14 protein-coding genes are annotated in these 14,358 nt (G+C 69.2%); 6 read left to right on the forward strand and 8 right to left on the reverse strand.

The genetic code is table 11. From position 1 onward, the window contains the following. Position 1: 1 nt before the first annotated feature. From DFI_RS08820 to DFI_RS08845, 6 genes are all read right to left on the reverse strand, one after another. A complete protein-coding gene (locus DFI_RS08820; RefSeq protein WP_051307416.1) occupies positions 2 to 1,972 on the reverse strand; it encodes a zinc metalloprotease in 1,971 nt (656 codons plus the stop codon). A gap of 239 nt (positions 1,973 to 2,211) precedes the next feature. Beyond that, positions 2,212 to 2,733, reverse strand: a complete 522-nt coding sequence (locus DFI_RS08825; RefSeq protein WP_027461826.1) for a phosphatase domain-containing protein — start codon at positions 2,731 to 2,733, stop codon at positions 2,212 to 2,214. Further along, positions 2,730 to 3,731 carry a porphobilinogen synthase gene (hemB, locus tag DFI_RS08830; RefSeq protein ID WP_027461827.1) on the reverse strand — a complete coding sequence of 334 codons (1,002 nt, stop codon included), beginning with the start codon at positions 3,729 to 3,731 and terminating at the stop codon, positions 2,730 to 2,732. The genes DFI_RS08825 and hemB overlap by 4 nt, the downstream gene beginning before the upstream one ends. 98 nt (positions 3,732 to 3,829) lie before the next feature. Continuing rightward, positions 3,830 to 4,150: a roadblock/LC7 domain-containing protein gene (locus DFI_RS08835; RefSeq protein ID WP_022801663.1), complete on the reverse strand. Its 321-nt coding sequence runs from the start codon at positions 4,148 to 4,150 to the stop codon at positions 3,830 to 3,832. After that, complete coding sequence (locus DFI_RS08840) at positions 4,147 to 4,485, reverse strand: roadblock/LC7 domain-containing protein (RefSeq protein ID WP_022801662.1); 339 nt, start codon at positions 4,483 to 4,485, stop codon at positions 4,147 to 4,149. Before DFI_RS08840 ends, DFI_RS08835 begins: the two co-directional genes overlap by 4 nt. Continuing rightward, complete coding sequence (locus tag DFI_RS08845) at positions 4,482 to 4,832, reverse strand: roadblock/LC7 domain-containing protein (protein WP_022801661.1); 351 nt, start codon at positions 4,830 to 4,832, stop codon at positions 4,482 to 4,484. Before DFI_RS08845 ends, DFI_RS08840 begins: the two co-directional genes overlap by 4 nt. A gap of 243 nt (positions 4,833 to 5,075) precedes the next feature. Here DFI_RS08845 and gyrA point away from each other — a divergent pair, with 243 nt between their 5' ends. From gyrA to DFI_RS08860, 3 genes are all read left to right on the forward strand, one after another. After that, on the forward strand, positions 5,076 to 7,511 hold the full coding sequence (gyrA, locus tag DFI_RS08850; RefSeq protein ID WP_022801660.1) for a DNA gyrase subunit A: 2,436 nt from the start codon (positions 5,076 to 5,078) through the stop codon (positions 7,509 to 7,511). A gap of 346 nt (positions 7,512 to 7,857) precedes the next feature. Then, complete coding sequence (locus DFI_RS08855) at positions 7,858 to 8,472, forward strand: helix-turn-helix domain-containing protein (protein WP_022801659.1); 615 nt, start codon at positions 7,858 to 7,860, stop codon at positions 8,470 to 8,472. 107 nt (positions 8,473 to 8,579) lie between these two features. Then, the gene (locus tag DFI_RS08860; RefSeq protein WP_027461828.1) at positions 8,580 to 9,953 is read left to right on the forward strand and encodes an FAD-dependent oxidoreductase; all 1,374 of its coding nucleotides are present in this window, start codon (positions 8,580 to 8,582) and stop codon (positions 9,951 to 9,953) included. 59 nt (positions 9,954 to 10,012) lie between these two features. Here the strand turns inward: DFI_RS08860 and glmM are convergent, their stop codons facing one another. Next, positions 10,013 to 11,341 carry a phosphoglucosamine mutase gene (glmM, locus tag DFI_RS08865; RefSeq protein WP_027461829.1) on the reverse strand — a complete coding sequence of 443 codons (1,329 nt, stop codon included), beginning with the start codon at positions 11,339 to 11,341 and terminating at the stop codon, positions 10,013 to 10,015. A 101-nt stretch (positions 11,342 to 11,442) separates the two neighbouring features. Here glmM and DFI_RS08870 point away from each other — a divergent pair, with 101 nt between their 5' ends. Both DFI_RS08870 and DFI_RS08875 read left to right on the forward strand, forming a co-directional pair. Next, positions 11,443 to 11,709, forward strand: a complete 267-nt coding sequence (locus DFI_RS08870; protein WP_027461830.1) for a hypothetical protein — start codon at positions 11,443 to 11,445, stop codon at positions 11,707 to 11,709. An 11-nt stretch (positions 11,710 to 11,720) separates the two neighbouring features. Continuing rightward, entirely contained in the window at positions 11,721 to 12,698 is a 978-nt protein-coding gene (locus DFI_RS08875) for a phosphotransferase family protein (protein ID WP_027461831.1), read from the forward strand. A gap of 4 nt (positions 12,699 to 12,702) precedes the next feature. On the opposite strand, the gene DFI_RS08880 is transcribed toward DFI_RS08875, so the two are convergent. Further along, a complete protein-coding gene (locus DFI_RS08880; protein WP_051307417.1) occupies positions 12,703 to 13,800 on the reverse strand; it encodes a DNA glycosylase AlkZ-like family protein in 1,098 nt (365 codons plus the stop codon). A gap of 52 nt (positions 13,801 to 13,852) precedes the next feature. On the opposite strand from DFI_RS08880, the gene DFI_RS08885 reads away from it, so the two are divergent. Next, positions 13,853 to 14,188 (forward strand): histidine triad nucleotide-binding protein, encoded by a 336-nt coding sequence (locus DFI_RS08885; RefSeq protein WP_022801653.1) that lies wholly within the window; start codon positions 13,853 to 13,855, stop codon positions 14,186 to 14,188. Positions 14,189 to 14,358: the final 170 nt, after the last annotated feature.

Genomic DNA, 14,358 nt, shown 5'->3' on the forward strand with positions numbered 1-14,358 from the left:
CTCAGGGGAGGTTGCGCAGGTAGTTGACGGTGTCCACGAAGCGCGGGTTGCCGGACTTGGCCTTGTAGTCCGCGGGCCAGGCCTGCGGCTCGACCTTGATGCCGGCGGCGGTCATGGCGTCGAGCACGGTGAAGTAGGCGGTGTGGGCCTGTTTCACGGCGCCGGCGTAGTTCATGCCGGCGTACGCGCTGAGGGCGCTGGCGGCGGCGGTGTCGGCGGTGGTCAGGGCGGCGGTGAGGCTGCCGGCCTTGCTGCTGCTGGCCAGCTTGGCGAGCAGGTTGTTCGCCTGGTTCAGGTACACGCTGGTCAGGTAGCGGTTCATGTTGTCGCGGTCGAACTGGCTGAAGTCCCAGTTCAGGTCGATGTAGCTCATCATGCTGTTGGATTCGTCGGCGACGTTCGCGTAGGTGAATTCGTCGTACCCACCGTAGTCGAGGCCGGTCTCGCTGTCGTAGCCGTCGTGGGGGTGGGACATGCCGAGGTGGTGGCCGACCTCGTGGATCAGGGTGGTGGTCAGGCCGTAGCGCTGACGGGTGGCGGCGTTGTCAGCGCCCCACACATAACTCTGGGTGCCGTCGGCGTAGTTGTCGTCCGCGATGCCCAGGAAGGGGATGTCCAGCTCACCGGCGTGGTAGGCGAAGATGGGCAGTTCGTAGTCGCCGTCGCCTTCGAGGTACTGCGTGATGCGGCTATTGTGGTACTTGAACAGGTCCCCGTACCCGGCCTTGCTGATGGCGTTCCCGTAGCAGGAGCTGCCTTCCAGGTAGCACTTGTACACCTCCAGCAGCCGGCCGTCGAAGGGGGCACTGTCCACGTCCACGCTGAACTGCGTGTTCGGCTGGAGGTCCTGCAGTTCGGCCCTGAACAGGTCCGGTTTGAGCAGGGTGGTGGCGTCGAATCCGGCCTCGCCCTGGAAGATGGTCACGTCCAGGTCGATGTGGCGGGGCAGGGCGGGCGGGGAGATGGCGGGGCTGTACAGGGGGCTGGCGGTGAACAGCAGGTTGATGGCGGCGTAGCGGGTGACCTTGCCCAGGTCGCCGGACAGGTCGGTGAAGGGCCGGTAGGTGGCCTTGGTGCTGCCGTACTCCCACACGGGCGGCAGGCGGTAGTCGGCGACGTCGTTGACGTCCACGTCAGTGTTCGTGATGTCCCAGTTGCTGGTCCAGCTTTCGGGCCCGGCGGAGAGGTCGTGGAACCACACGCGGGCGTTCGCTTTCTGCCCGGCTCCGGTTTCCTCGTCGTCGCTGGGCGTGCCGCCCCAGGCGATCAGCTTGCGGGAGTTCAGCAGCCCGAAGTCGAAGCCGGTGTCCGGGTCGGGTTCGCCGGTCTTGGTGTACACGTGGTCCTGGTAGTCGCTGCGGCCGTACCAGTTGATGAAGTACACGGTGTACTGGGTGGTGTCCACGCCGGCCGGGGCGTTGTTCGCCAGCCATTTCTCGGTGCTGGGCGCGTCGATGGCGACCGTGTCGGTGATGGTGCGGGCGATGTTCGTGGCGTCCGGATCGGTGGCTTCGGGGGGGTAGACCTGTTTGTTGTACGCCTCCTGGAAGAGGGTCAGGGGAGCGGGCGTGGCGCTGGTCTTCAGGAAGTCGAAGAAGCGGTCCTCGTAGGTCTGGTCGGCGTACACGACGTTGTAGTCGTACGTGAAGTTGATGCCCATGTCGGCCGGCAGGCCGTAGAAGGCCGGGTAGCGGCGCACGGTGCGGTAACTCTGGGGGAGCTGCGTCTTGAAGGTGTCGGTGTTGATCTGCTGGGGGCCGCTGCCCTGCTCGTACCCGACGAACACGACGTTCACCCTGAGGTTCTGGTTCAGCTCCTGGCGTTTGCCGGGGGCCAGGGTGCCCAGCGTGGGGAGGGTGCTGCCCCGCGCCTGGGCGGTCATGGTCTCGGTGGGCGCGGCGGGCTGGCCGCAGGCGGCGAGGGTGAGGCCCAGACCGATCAGAAGGGTGAAGCGGGCATGGTGCTGTTTCATGCGTGACCTCTCGGAACAGGAGAAGGGCGGGCCACGGGCCATCCCGTGGCAGGAAACAGGCCGCTGCCCGGAGCGCAGGTGCCGGGGGCAGGCGGGAATGTCTGGTGGTTTGAACCTAACAGTTTTCTTACAGGCCTTCAATTAAAGGAGGGCCGCCTGTGAGCGGGGAGGTGAGAACCCGCGTTCCAGGGACAAAAAAAGACCCACCCCCCTGAATGGGGGGCAGGCCCGGCCAGCGTTCAGCGGCGGGTCAGGCGGTCCTCGAAGTCGTGCAGGAACTGTACCTGAGCCGCGTTCTCCAGGGCGCTGGGGTGCCGCGTGGCGCGCACGAGGTCGGTGGCGGCGTCGGCCGGCATCCCCGCCTGCACCAGCAGGCACGCGGCGACCAGACCGGCGCGGCCCACCCCGCCCCGGCAGTGCAGGACCAGGTTCCGGCCGTCGAGCAGCTGGTCCATCAGTTCGTCCACATAGGCGGCGAAGGCGGTCTGGTCGTCGGGGACGCTGCCGTTCTGGATGGGGCAGGGGGCGACGGTCAGGGAGCGCGCCTCTGCCTGGGCGTGGTAGTCGTTCATGCCCAGCCGGCTGAATTCCTCGTCCAGAAGCAGCGGGGCCAGGATGTTCGTGCCCTCGCGGGCCAGGGCGGCCATGTCGGCCGCCATGTCCCGGCCGGGCTGTCCGGGCGCCTGCGTGAGGCCCAGCCGGCCGGGCCACAGCGCGGTGGGAATCCAGTCGATGTGCAGGGGGTCGGGCACGGTGCTCATGCGCGGTCCTCCCGGAGCCAGCGGGCGGCGTCCAGCGCGTGGTAGGTGATGATCGCGTCCGCGCCGGCCCGGCGGATGCTGGTCAGGGTTTCCAGGACGGTGCGGCGCTCGTCCATGAACCCGAGCTGCGCGGCGGCCTTGATCAGGCTGTACTCGCCGCTGACGTTGTACGCGATGACGGGCAGGTCGAACTCGTCGCGCAGGACCTTCAGGACGTCCAGGTAGGCCAGCGCGGGTTTGACCATCAGGGTGTCGGCGCCCTGCTGCACGTCCAGGCGCGCTTCTCTCAGGGCTTCGCGGTGCCCGCCGGCGGGGTCCATCTGGTAGGTGGCGCGGTTGCCGACGCTGGGGGTGCTGCCGGCGGCGTCGCGGAAGGGGCCGTAGTAGGCGCTGGCATACTTCACGGCGTAGCTCATGATCGGCGTGTGCGTGAAACCGGCCTCGTCCAGCGCGGCGCGGATGGCGCCGACCATGCCGTCCATCATGGTGCTGGGGGCGACCACGTCGGCGCCCGCGCGGGCCTGGGAGACCGCGGTGCGCGCCAGGAGGTCCAGGGTGGGGTCGTTGTCCACGGTCCAGGCGTCCGGGCCCTGCACGTGCGGGATCTCGCACAGGGGGCCGCAGTGGCCGTGGTCGGTGTACTCGCACAGGCAGGTGTCGGTGATGACGGTCACGCCGGGCACCTCGGCCTTGATGGCGCGGGTGGCGCGCTGGATGATTCCGTCGTCGGCGTAGGCCTGGGTGCCCAGGGCGTCCTTGTGGTCGGGAATGCCGAAGAGGATCACGCTGGGAATGCCCAGTGCGAGTGCCGTGCGGGCCTGCTGCACGGCCCCGGCGATGCTGTGGCGGCTCACGCCGGGCATGGTGGCGATCGGGGTCTCCCCTTCCTGCTCGTGCACGAAGATGGGGTGGATGAACTGTTCGGGGTGGAGCCGGACCTCGCGGGTCAGGGCGCGCAGGGCGGGCGTGCGGCGCAGGCGACGGGGGCGGTCTTGCATGGGGAGTACGCTAGCCCATCTGCGGCCGGGGATGGTCCCGGCGGGCACGAATGCGGCACGCCCCCAGGTCAGGAGCGCGCCGGGGAGCCGGAGGGGCTTCAGTCTTCGCCGAGCTGTTTGCGGGCGGTGAAGCGCACGCGGCCCAGGTTGCTGACCTCGTCGAACGCCACGAGCAGCACCTGATCGCCGTGCGGGAGCAGCAGCATGGGCCCGCTTTCGAGGTCGAGGAGCAGTTCGTTCCAGCGTTCGCCGCCCACGGCGGTTTTCAGGCTGCCGATCACGGCCCGCGCGGCAGACACCAGGCCCTGCACGTCCGGGTCGCTGAGAACGCCGTTGCCGCTGCTGGTCAGCACCTCGCCGCTGGCGCTGACCAGGGCGACGTGGTGCACGCCGCGCACGGCCAGGAGGGGCGCGATCACGCGTCGTTCCTGGGCAGGTCGCGCAGGTCGAGGGCGATGCGCGCCAGGGCCTGCTGGGTGGCGCGGGTGTCGCTGCCGCGCAGCATGGCGGCGCCGAGCAGGAACTGCCCGCTGGTCACGGCGACGACCTCCACACGTTCGCTGGTGAAAGCGATGCGGGTGACCTCGCCGGCGCCGAGGCGGCGGCCGGTGCGGTCCAGGGTGGTGCGCAGGCTGGCGAGTTCGGCGGCGAGCACGTCGCCCCCCTCACCGTGGCTGTCGAGGGCGAGGCCGTCGGGGCCGACGAGGGCGGCGGCGATGACGCCGGGCAAGGAGCGCAGGGCGTCGATTCTCACAGGAACGCCTCCAGTTTGCGGGCGGCGGCGCGGCCGTACAGCCTGGCCTGCCCGAGGTTGCTGCGGGCGTCCAGGGCGATCAGGATGAAGAAGTTGGGGTTGATGGGCTGCAGGTACACGCTGAGGCGTTCGCCGCGCAGGTACAGTTCACGCGTGTCGCCGCCGGTGAGGGTGTGGGTGTAGGCGTGCTGGGCGGCGCGCAGGAGCCCGGCGTGCTCGGCGACGAGGAGGTTGAGGTCCTCGCCGGTCTGGGTGTGGCCTTCGACAAGCAGGCCGTCGACGCCGCCGATGGCGGTGGCCCAGGCGCCGTCGACGTCCGCGAGGAGTTGGGTCAGGTGTTCCAGCATCAGGTCTGATGATACGGCGCGCCGGGGGCCTTGGGGGGGCGGATGCACCCGTCGGGTGTGGCGGCCGGGGGCCGGGGGCCGTGTGCGGGCAGGCAAATGGCGTGCTGGGGCGGGATTTGAGGTATACTGTACGGGTTGAGCAGAGCGTACCCATTACGCTAGGAACATAATTTGTGATAGGCTGAAGGCCACCCTGGCACCCCTGCCAGACGCCCGCGAAAACCTCTCACAGACTGGAGCCATATGACCGGAATCCATCCCGTTGACATCACCAGCGAAGTCAAGACCAACTTCATCAATTACGCCATGAACGTGATCGTGGACCGGGCCCTGCCCGACGTCCGCGACGGCCTGAAACCCGTGCAGCGCCGCATCATGTACGCCATGCAGCTCGAAGGGCTGTACAGCAACCAGAAACACGCCAAGTCGGCTTCCGTCGTCGGCGAGGTCATGAAGAAGTACCACCCGCACGGCGACAGCAGCATCTACGACGCCATGGTCCGGCTCGGGCAGTGGTGGAACATGCGCTACCCGATGGTGCATCCCCAGGGGAACTTCGGCAGCATCGACGGCGACCCGCCCGCCGCCATGCGCTACACCGAAGCGCGCATGACCAAGGTCGCCGAGGAAGTCCTCGCCGACCTGGAAAAAGAAACGGTGGACCTCAAGCCCAACTACGACGAGACCACCGTGGAACCCAGCGTGCTGCCCTCGGCCGTGCCGAACCTGCTGATCAACGGCGCCTCGGGCATCGCAGTGGGCATGGCGACCAACATCCCGCCCCACAACCTCACGGAGATCTGCAACGGCCTGCTGGCCGTGATCGACAAGCCCGACATCACGCTGGACGAGATGCTCGTGCACGTGCAGGGCCCGGACTTCCCCACCGGGGGCCGCATCAGCAAGGCCGGCATCCGCGAGGCGTACGCGACCGGGCACGGCGGCCTGAAGGTGCGCGGCAAGGCCCGCATCGAGGAGAAGAACGGCCGCAACCAGATCATCATCAGCGAGATCCCGTATCAGGTGAACAAGACCAACCTGATCCAGACCATCAGCGCGATGTACAAGGCCGGGAAGATCCCCGACATCAGCGCCCTGCGTGACGAGTCCGACCGCAAGGACCCGGTACGCATCGTGGTGGAACTCAAGCGCGGCGCGATTCCCACCCTGGTCCTGAACCAGCTGTACAAGTACACCCAGCTGCAGGGCACCTTCACGATCATCAACCTCAGCATCGTGAACGGCGAGCCGCGCGTGCTGCCCCTGATCGACACCATGCGCTACTTCCTGGATCACCGCCAGGACGTGGTGACCCGCCGCACCCGCTACGACCTGCGCAAGGCCGAGGAACGCGCCCACGTCCTGGAAGGTCTGCTCAAGGCGCTGGACTACATCGACGAGGTCATCGCCCTGATCCGCGCCAGCAACACCGGCGCCGAGGCCCGCGACGGCCTGATGGCCCGCTTCGGGCTGTCGGAGATTCAGGCGCAGGCGATCCTGGACATGCGCCTGCAGCGCCTGGTGGGCCTGGAACGCGACCGCCTGCAGAGCGAGTACGACGAGCTGCAGAAGCAGATCAGCTTCCTGCGCAGCATCCTCGGGGACGAGAACCTGCTGTGGAAGGAGATCAAGAAGGAAATCCGCCACATCCGCGACCAGTACGGCGACGAGCGCCGCAGCCAGATCAGCGTGCTGGAAGAGGACATCGGCAAGGAAGACCTGATCGCCGTGGAGGACATGGTGATCACCATGACCAAGGCCGGGTACCTCAAGCGCACCAACCTGGACGCCTACCGCGCGCAGTCGCGCGGCGGCCGGGGCGCGTCGGGCGGGAAACTGCGCGAGGAGGACATCAACACCCGCGTGTTCGTCGGATCCACGCACGACTACCTGCTGTTCTTCACGGACGGCGGCCGGGTCTTTCACGAGAAGATCTACGACCTGCCGGAAGCGGGCCGGGACGCCAAGGGCACGCACATCCGCAACCTGCTGCCCAGCCTGCGTGAGCAGGAGAACATTGCCAGCGTGCTGAGCGTGAAGGGCTTCGAGGAGGAGGGCTGCTTCATCTTCGCCACGAAGAACGGCGTGGTGAAAAAGACCCTGATCACCGAGTACGGCAACATCACGTCCGCCGGCCTGATCGCCATCAACCTGCAGGACGGCGACGAGCTGATCGGCGTCGGGATCGTGCAGGACGGGGACCACGTGGTCCTGGCGACCCGCAACGGCAAGGCCATGCGCTTCGAGTCGCAGGAGGTCCGCGCGACCGGCCGCGCCACGCAGGGCGTGATCGGCATCCGCCTGCGCGAGAACGAGGGGGACGAGGTCGTGAGCATGGCGCTGGTGCCCGGCAGCGACGCGGACAGTGAGCTGCTGGCCGTGAGCGAGTGCGGGCTGGGCAAGCGCACGCCCGTGAGCGACTACCCCGCCAAGGGCCGCGGCGGCATGGGCGTGATCACGCTGGACGTGACCGAGAAGACCGGGAAGCTGGTGACGCTGGCCCGCGTGGCCGGAAATGAGGAGCTGATGGTCCTGACCGAGAAGGGCACTGTGATCCGCACCCGCGTGGAGGAGGTCCGTGTGACGGGCCGCAACGCGCAGGGCGTGAAGGTGATCAACATTGCCGACCGTGACAGCGTGATCGACGCCTTCCCGATCCGCCGTGAGGACGAACTCTGAGCGTGACCGAACAGTAAGATCGCTGACAGTTCGGACGTGAAAGAACGGTGGCGCCTCTCTCCGGGGAGGCGCCTTCGCCTATCGTTTGAGGTTGAACGATCAGGGACCGGTAATGAGGCAGCAGTGAGGTGCATGGAGGCCCGAAAGGATGAGATTTCAGCGTCCCCAAGGCCATTTCCACGCCGGATTGCCCAGGCCGCCCTTTGTGATCTAAACGGTTATTAAAGAAACAAAACTGTTTACAAAAAACGCCATCTCCGTTACACTGTGATTCAAGTCAGGAACTCCCTGACCCCCTCTTCACCAGCACCCGCCCCTCCATTCCAAACGCCAGGAGGCGACCCAAATGACCCAGCCCATCACCGCTCCGGCCCGCACCTACGTGGACACCGTGACCTACCGCCCCGGCGCCGTCATCCTCTACCCCGGCAAGAGCGACATGCTCTACCGCGTGAACACCGGCCTGATCCGCGTTCACACCATGGACGACGACGGCAACGGCCTCACCCTGCGCTACGTCAAACCCGGCGAGTACTTCGGGGAAGAAGCCCTGGCCGGCGTGAACCGCGCCTACTTCGCCGAGGCCGTCACCGACAGCGCCGTGGACGTCATCAACCCCGCCCTGATGACCAGCGAGGACAACCTCGTCGTCACCACGCACCTCGTGCGCACCCTTGAGCGCGCCTACGAGAGCATCTACCGCCTGGTCGGCAAGCGCCTGCGCGCCCGCATCGCCGCCGAACTGCTGGAACTCAAGGACACCGCCCTGGCCACCCAGCTCGACAGCGGCGAGACCATGATCTACGCCACCCACGACGAACTGGCCGCCGCGGTCGGCAGCGTCCGCGAGACCGTCACCAAGGTCGTCGGGGAACTGAGCCGCGAAGGCGTGATCAGCGCCGGCTACGGCAAGATCACCCTGAAGAACGAACGCGCCCTGACCGACATCGCCGCCGCGTAACCCAAGCCGCGCCGCACTGCCCGCCCCCACCCGGGGCGGGTTTTTTTGACCCCGTCCCCGTCCAGTCCACATGTCCGCCGCGCGCCGGCACTCGGTAGACTGCAGGGATGACGAGCCCCACCTCCACCGACAGCAGCACCGAACCGCGGCCCCTGCGGGTCGCCGTGATCGGCAGCGGCCCCAGCGGCATCTACGCCGCCGAAGCCATCCTCAAAGGCGACCTGCCCGCCGAGATCGACGTGTTCGACCGCCTGCCCACGCCCTACGGGCTGGTGCGCTACGGCGTGGCGCCCGACCACCTCACCATCAAGAGCGTCACCAAGGGCTTCGAAAAGACCTTCCAGGACCCCCGGGTGCGCTTCCTGGGCAACGTGGAATTCGGCACGGACCTCACCCACGCCGACGTGAAGGCCCACTACGACGCCGTGGTGTACACCGTCGGCGCCAGCAGCGACCGCCGGCTGGGCATTCCCGGCGAGGACCTGCGCGGCAGCATGAGCGCCACCGAGTTCGTCGCCTGGTACAACGGCCACCCGGACGCCGCCGCCCGTGAGATGGTCCTGACCGCCCAGGGCGTCGCCGTGGTCGGGGTGGGGAACGTGGCCCTGGACGTCGCCCGGATCCTGGTCAAGACGCCGGAGGAACTGCACGGGTCCGACATCGCCGCGCACGCCCTGAGCGCCCTGGAACACAGCCCCGTGAAGGACGTGTGGATCCTGGGCCGCCGCGGCCCCGCGCAGGCGGCCTTCACCACCAAGGAACTGCGCGAGTTCGGTGAACTGGACGCCAGCGAACCGGTCGTGAACTCCGCCGAGATCGCCCTGACCGAGGCCGAGGAAGCCGCCATCACCGACAACGTGAAGAAGAAGAACGTGGAGGTCCTGCGCGATTTCGCCGCCCGCGAGCCGGAGGGCAAGGACCGGCGCGTGCACCTGCGCTTCCTGGTCTCCCCCGTGGAGATCCTGGACGACGGGCAGGGCAACGTGGCCGGCGTGCGCGTGGAACGCAACCGCCTGGACGACCGGGGCAACGCGGTCGGCACCGGCGAGTACGAGACGCTGCCGGTGCAGATGGTGCTGCGCAGCGTCGGGTACCGCGGCGTGGCCCTGCCGGACGTGCCCTTCGACGAGAAGCGCGGCGTGATCGCGAACACTGACGGCCGCGTGGACGGCCGGCCCGGCGAGTACACCGCCGGCTGGATCAAGCGCGGCCCCAGCGGCGTGGTTGGCACGAACCGCAAGTGCGCGGCCGACACCGTGGCCCTGCTGCTCCAGGACGCCCGGGACGGCAGGCTGCCGACCGCGCCGCACGGAACCCGCGCGGAAGTGGACGCCCTGCTCCGCGCCCGGGGTGTGGACGTGTACACCTTCGCCGACTGGCAGGCCATGGACGCCCACGAGGTGAGCACCGGGCAGGCACAGGGCCGCCCCCGAGCGAAGGTCGTGCACCGCGAGGAGATGCTGACCCACCGCGCGAAGTAAGGACAGGAAGGAGGCCCCGGCAGTGCACTGCCGGGGCCTCCTCTATTGCATGGCGGAACTCAGGCGCGGCCGCGCGCCTCCACCACCCCGGCCAGCACCCGGGCGATCTCGTGGATCTCGGCCTCGTCCTGGCCCTCCACCATCACGCGGATCAGGTTCTCGGTGCCGCTGGGGCGCAGGTTCACGCGGCCCCGCCCGGACAGTTCCAGCTCGGCGTTCGCCACGGCCTCCTGCACCTGCGGGTCGGCGGCGATGGCCTTCTTGTCGTTCACGCGGACGTTCACGAGCGTCTGCGGGTACATGGCCAGGTCGTCGTGCAGCTCGTCCAGGGTGGTGCTCAGCTTCTTCATGCTGGCCAGGGTGAGGAGTGCGGTCAGCACGCCGTCCCCGGTGGGCGACACGTCCAGGAACAGCACGTGCCCGCTCTGCTCGCCGCCCAGCGCCAGGCCCTGCTCGTGCAGGCGCTCGTGCACGTAGCGGTCCCCGACCTGGGTGCGTTCCAGCGGGATGCCGGCCTCGCCAAGTTTGGCTTCCAGGGCCATGTTGGTCATGATCGTGGCGACCACGCGCGTCTCGCCGCGGGCGCGGGCGTTGAGCAGCAGCATGTGGTCCCCGTGCACCACGTTCCCGCGGGAGTCCACGAACAGGGCGCGGTCGGCGTCCCCGTCGAAGGCCACGCCCAGGTCGTACTCGCCCTCGCGGACGATCAGGCGCAGGTGGTCCATGTGCGTGCTGCCGCACCCGCGGTTGATGTTCCGGCCGTCCGGGGTGGTGTACACCGCGAAGACGTCCGCGCCCGCCGCCTGGAACACCTTCGGGGCGATGCGGTACGCGGCCCCGTTGGCGCAGTCCAGCGCGATCTTCAGACCCGTCAGGTCCGGCGCGTGCGCCTTGAGGAAGTTCAGGTACACCCGCTCGGCTTCCTGGTAGTTCGTGACGTTGCCCATGTCGGTGCCCGTGACCGGGGGGAGGTTCGGCACGTCATCGATGGCGGCCTCGATCTGCAACTCGGTGGTGTCGCTGAGTTTCTGGCCGTCGGCGCCGAAGAACTTGATGCCGTTGTCCTCGTACGGGTTGTGCGAGGCGCTGATCACCACGCCGGCATCGGCCTTCAGCTGCCGGGTCAGGTAACTCACGCCCGGGGTGGGCAGCACGCCCAGGTGGATGACGTTCACGCCGCGGCTGGTGAGGCCGGCGGCCAGGGCCGCTTCGAGCATGTCGCCGCTCTGGCGGGTGTCCTTGCCGATCACGACGCTGGCGCGGGGGTTGGCGCGTTTGAGGACCTCGCCGGCTGCCGCCCCGAGGTGCATCACCCAGGCGGCCGTGAGGGGAAACTGGCCGGCCACCGAACGGACGCCGTCGGTGCCGAAGTACTTGCGTTCACTCATGATGGCCGCATCATACGCTGCGGCCTCAGGTGAGTACATGACGGTTCGCCCGCCCCCGGTCGGGTGGGAACGGCCCGGCCCCGGGTCGCGTACCCTGGGGCATGAGTGGATTTTCCGGTGGCGGGTTCTCCTTCAGTCGCAGCGGCCGTGGGCACGGCGGGTTCATGGGGCACAGCCGCAGCAGCGGCCGGGGCTTCGGGCTGGGCGGCCTGATGGGCCACAGCCACAGCAGCGGGCACCGCGGCCATTACGCCAGGCGCGGGCATTACCGGCAGGTGCGGCGCCGCAGCGGGTGCCTGGGTGCGGTGGTGGTCGCCGCGGGCCTGGCGGGCGGCAGCGTGGTCGGCCTGGTGAGCCTGTTCGCCTGAACCGGGCCCGGGTGCTGGCCGCCGATCTGCGCGCCGCCGCGCAGGGGCGCGGCCCGGCCGTGTCCTCCCGCGCGTGGCCGCGGGAGCTGCGCGCCGCGTTTCCCGGCCGGCAGCGGCGGCTGGAAGCCTGGGTGGGTGAGGGCGCCGCCTTCGCCCGGTACGGCGGCCCGCAGGGGCCGCTGTTCCTGAAGTACCTGCCGGCCGGCTGGGCGGACGCCCGCGCGTACCGGCGGCTGGCGCGGGAGGTCGCGTTCCTGCGGGACCTGGCGCCGCACATGCCGGTGCCGCACGCTCCGCTGCTGCACGCCGGCCTGGACGCCTCGCGGGTCAAGGCGCACCTGCTCACCCGCGACCTGACCGACTGCACGAGCGGGTGGGGTGCCTTCACCACCGACGAGCAGCGCGAGCGGGCGCTGCACGACCTGCTGCGTCTTGCCGCGCGGTTCCACGCCTTCTGGCACGGCCAGGGGCGGCGGCGGCTGACCCCCGAGTGGACCTGGGACCCGGCAGTGATGGTGCAGCAGGCCGAGGCACTGACTGCAAGGCGGCCGCAGCACGCCCCCCACCGGGACGCCGTGGCGGATGCCGCCCGGCAGCTCCCGGACCTGCTGGCCCGCGCGCACCGGCCCACGGTGGTGCACGGGGACCTGCATTCCGGGCAGGTGCTGTGGGGCGCGGACGGGCAGGGCATCCTGATCGATTACGGGCAGACGCACGCGTCCATTCCCGGCGAGGACCTCGCGCACGTGCTCGCCGTGCGGCTGGCCGCGCCGGACCGCGCCCGGCTTCAGGCTGAACTGCTGGAGAGTTACCGGGACGCGCTCGGGCAGGCCGGGCTGGTCCTGAGTGCCGCCGAGGTGCAGGCGCAGTACCGGGCGGGCGTGGCGATCAACCTGCTTTCCACGGCGCGGCAGGCGGCCCGCACGCCCGGCAGCGGCGTGCAGGAGGCGCTGGACTCCGTGGCGACCGCCTGGGCCGAGGAAAACTGAGCCCTCAGGCCTCCAGCCCAAGGAAAGCGCGGTAACGGTCCAGTTCAGCGTTCATGGCGCGGTCCAGCGCCGCAGTGCGCCGCACCCCTGGGAGGAAGCCCAGGTCGGCCTTCAGCTCGCCGTCCTGCACGCTGAGGTTCGCCCAGCCGACCGCCCGCTCCGCCTGAAAGACCGGCAGCGCGTAATAGCCCAGGGTGCGCTTTGCGGGCGGGGTGTACGCCTCGAACCGGTACGTCCAGCCGTGCAGGTGCGTAAAGCGGCGGCGGTCCCACACCAGCGGATCGAAAGGCCCCACGATCCGCACACCGCGCGGTATGGGCGCCTCCAGGGCCCAGCCGGCGGGCCACACGTACCGCACGCCGTCCACCCGGGCGCTGCCCAGTTCCTCATTCAGCGCCTGCCGGAATGCCGCGCGCAGGGGCCCGTGCAGGTGAGGAAAGCCGAACCGCGACAGGCTGATCAGGTACCCCAGGCTCGCCTCCGGCAGCGGCCCGTACAGCCCGGCCAGCAGCTGCACCGCGCCGCGCAGCCGCTCCGCCTCCGGCAGCGGGGCCGCCCGCATTGCGGCGAGGTGCGGGGCCGGGCCGTACAACCGCACGCCCTTCTCCCGGCGGCTCACACGCGCCTCCCCGCGGTAGTGCAGGGCGTCCAGGGCGCGGGTGGTGGCGCTGCTCTGCCCGCCCCAGGCGTTCCCCACGCGGCCCCGCCCGATCAGGCGAGTGGCGTCCCGCGGGTGCAGTTCCCCGGTCTCGTGCAGCAGGGCCCGCACCTCCGCGAGGATCTCCGGGTGCTCCCGCTCGATCCGGGCGGGCGGGGCCTCGCGGGGGTGCAGCAGGGCCTGCACGCGCCGCGGCACGAACCCATAGTTGGGAATGATGTCCTCCTCGGCGTCCAGCGCCGCGTACCGGCGTTCCAGGTCCCCGGCACGGTACCCCCGCACGCGCTGCATCAGCGTGAGGTCCTGCGCGCGGGCGGGCGCGCGGATCGGGTCGGCCTGCACGAACCCAAGGGTGTTCAGCGCCGCCTGCAGGTCCGTGCGGGCACCGAAGGTCCGGAAGGCCAGGGCGCGCAGCTGCGCCGGAGAAAGGGAGGCGGACGTCATCGTGCCCCCAGCGTACAGGCGGCCCCCGGCGGGCAGGCTCTAGAGTGACGGCATGACCCAGCCCACCCTGTTCGAGCGGATCATCGCCCGGGAGATTCCCAGCGACATCGTGTACGAGGACGAGCGGTATATCGCCATCCGCGACATCGCGCCCAAGGCGCCGGTGCACGTGCTGGTGATTCCCAAGCAGGTCAGCACCCGCGTGGACGAGATCACAGGCGCCGCCGAGATGGGCGAACTGTGGCTGACCGCCGTGAAGGTCGCCCGCGGCCTCGCTCAGGACTACCGCCTGCTCGTGAACGTCGGACCGGGCGGCGGTCAGGTCGTGATGCACACGCACGTGCACATCCTCGCCGGGTGGGAGAACGGCCCGGACAGCGACACGTGAATACGCATAAAGAAAGCTCTTGGAACTTAGACGATCTCAGAGGTCGGTTGGCTGGACTTCAAGGAAGAAGTGTCCCAGGCCGGAGCGGTTACGAGAAGGCAGTGGCGCATATCTTAAATGGCACCCATGCAGGACAACGCGATTACGACATTGTAGTGGATGGATGGCAG

This window comes from Deinococcus ficus (assembly GCF_003444775.1).
Taxonomy (GTDB): Bacteria; Deinococcota; Deinococci; order Deinococcales; family Deinococcaceae; genus Deinococcus; species Deinococcus ficus.

Bases quoted from the DNA above. Each gene is read 5' to 3' on its own strand.
- DFI_RS08845 (WP_022801661.1), bottom strand. From the start codon at position 4,832: ATGCTGGAACACCTGACCCAACTCCTCGCGGACGTCGACGGCGCCTGG.
- DFI_RS08880 (WP_051307417.1), bottom strand. From the start codon at position 13,800: ATGACGTCCGCCTCCCTTTCTCCGGCGCAGCTGCGCGCCCTGGCCTTC.
- glmM (WP_027461829.1), bottom strand. From the start codon at position 11,341: ATGAGTGAACGCAAGTACTTCGGCACCGACGGCGTCCGTTCGGTGGCC.
- DFI_RS08870 (WP_027461830.1), top strand. From the start codon at position 11,443: ATGAGTGGATTTTCCGGTGGCGGGTTCTCCTTCAGTCGCAGCGGCCGT.
- gyrA (WP_022801660.1), top strand. From the start codon at position 5,076: ATGACCGGAATCCATCCCGTTGACATCACCAGCGAAGTCAAGACCAAC.
- DFI_RS08825 (WP_027461826.1), bottom strand. From the start codon at position 2,733: ATGAGCACCGTGCCCGACCCCCTGCACATCGACTGGATTCCCACCGCG.
- DFI_RS08855 (WP_022801659.1), top strand. From the start codon at position 7,858: ATGACCCAGCCCATCACCGCTCCGGCCCGCACCTACGTGGACACCGTG.
- DFI_RS08860 (WP_027461828.1), top strand. From the start codon at position 8,580: ATGACGAGCCCCACCTCCACCGACAGCAGCACCGAACCGCGGCCCCTG.
- hemB (WP_027461827.1), bottom strand. From the start codon at position 3,731: ATGCAAGACCGCCCCCGTCGCCTGCGCCGCACGCCCGCCCTGCGCGCC.
- DFI_RS08885 (WP_022801653.1), top strand. From the start codon at position 13,853: ATGACCCAGCCCACCCTGTTCGAGCGGATCATCGCCCGGGAGATTCCC.
- DFI_RS08820 (WP_051307416.1), bottom strand. From the start codon at position 1,972: ATGAAACAGCACCATGCCCGCTTCACCCTTCTGATCGGTCTGGGCCTC.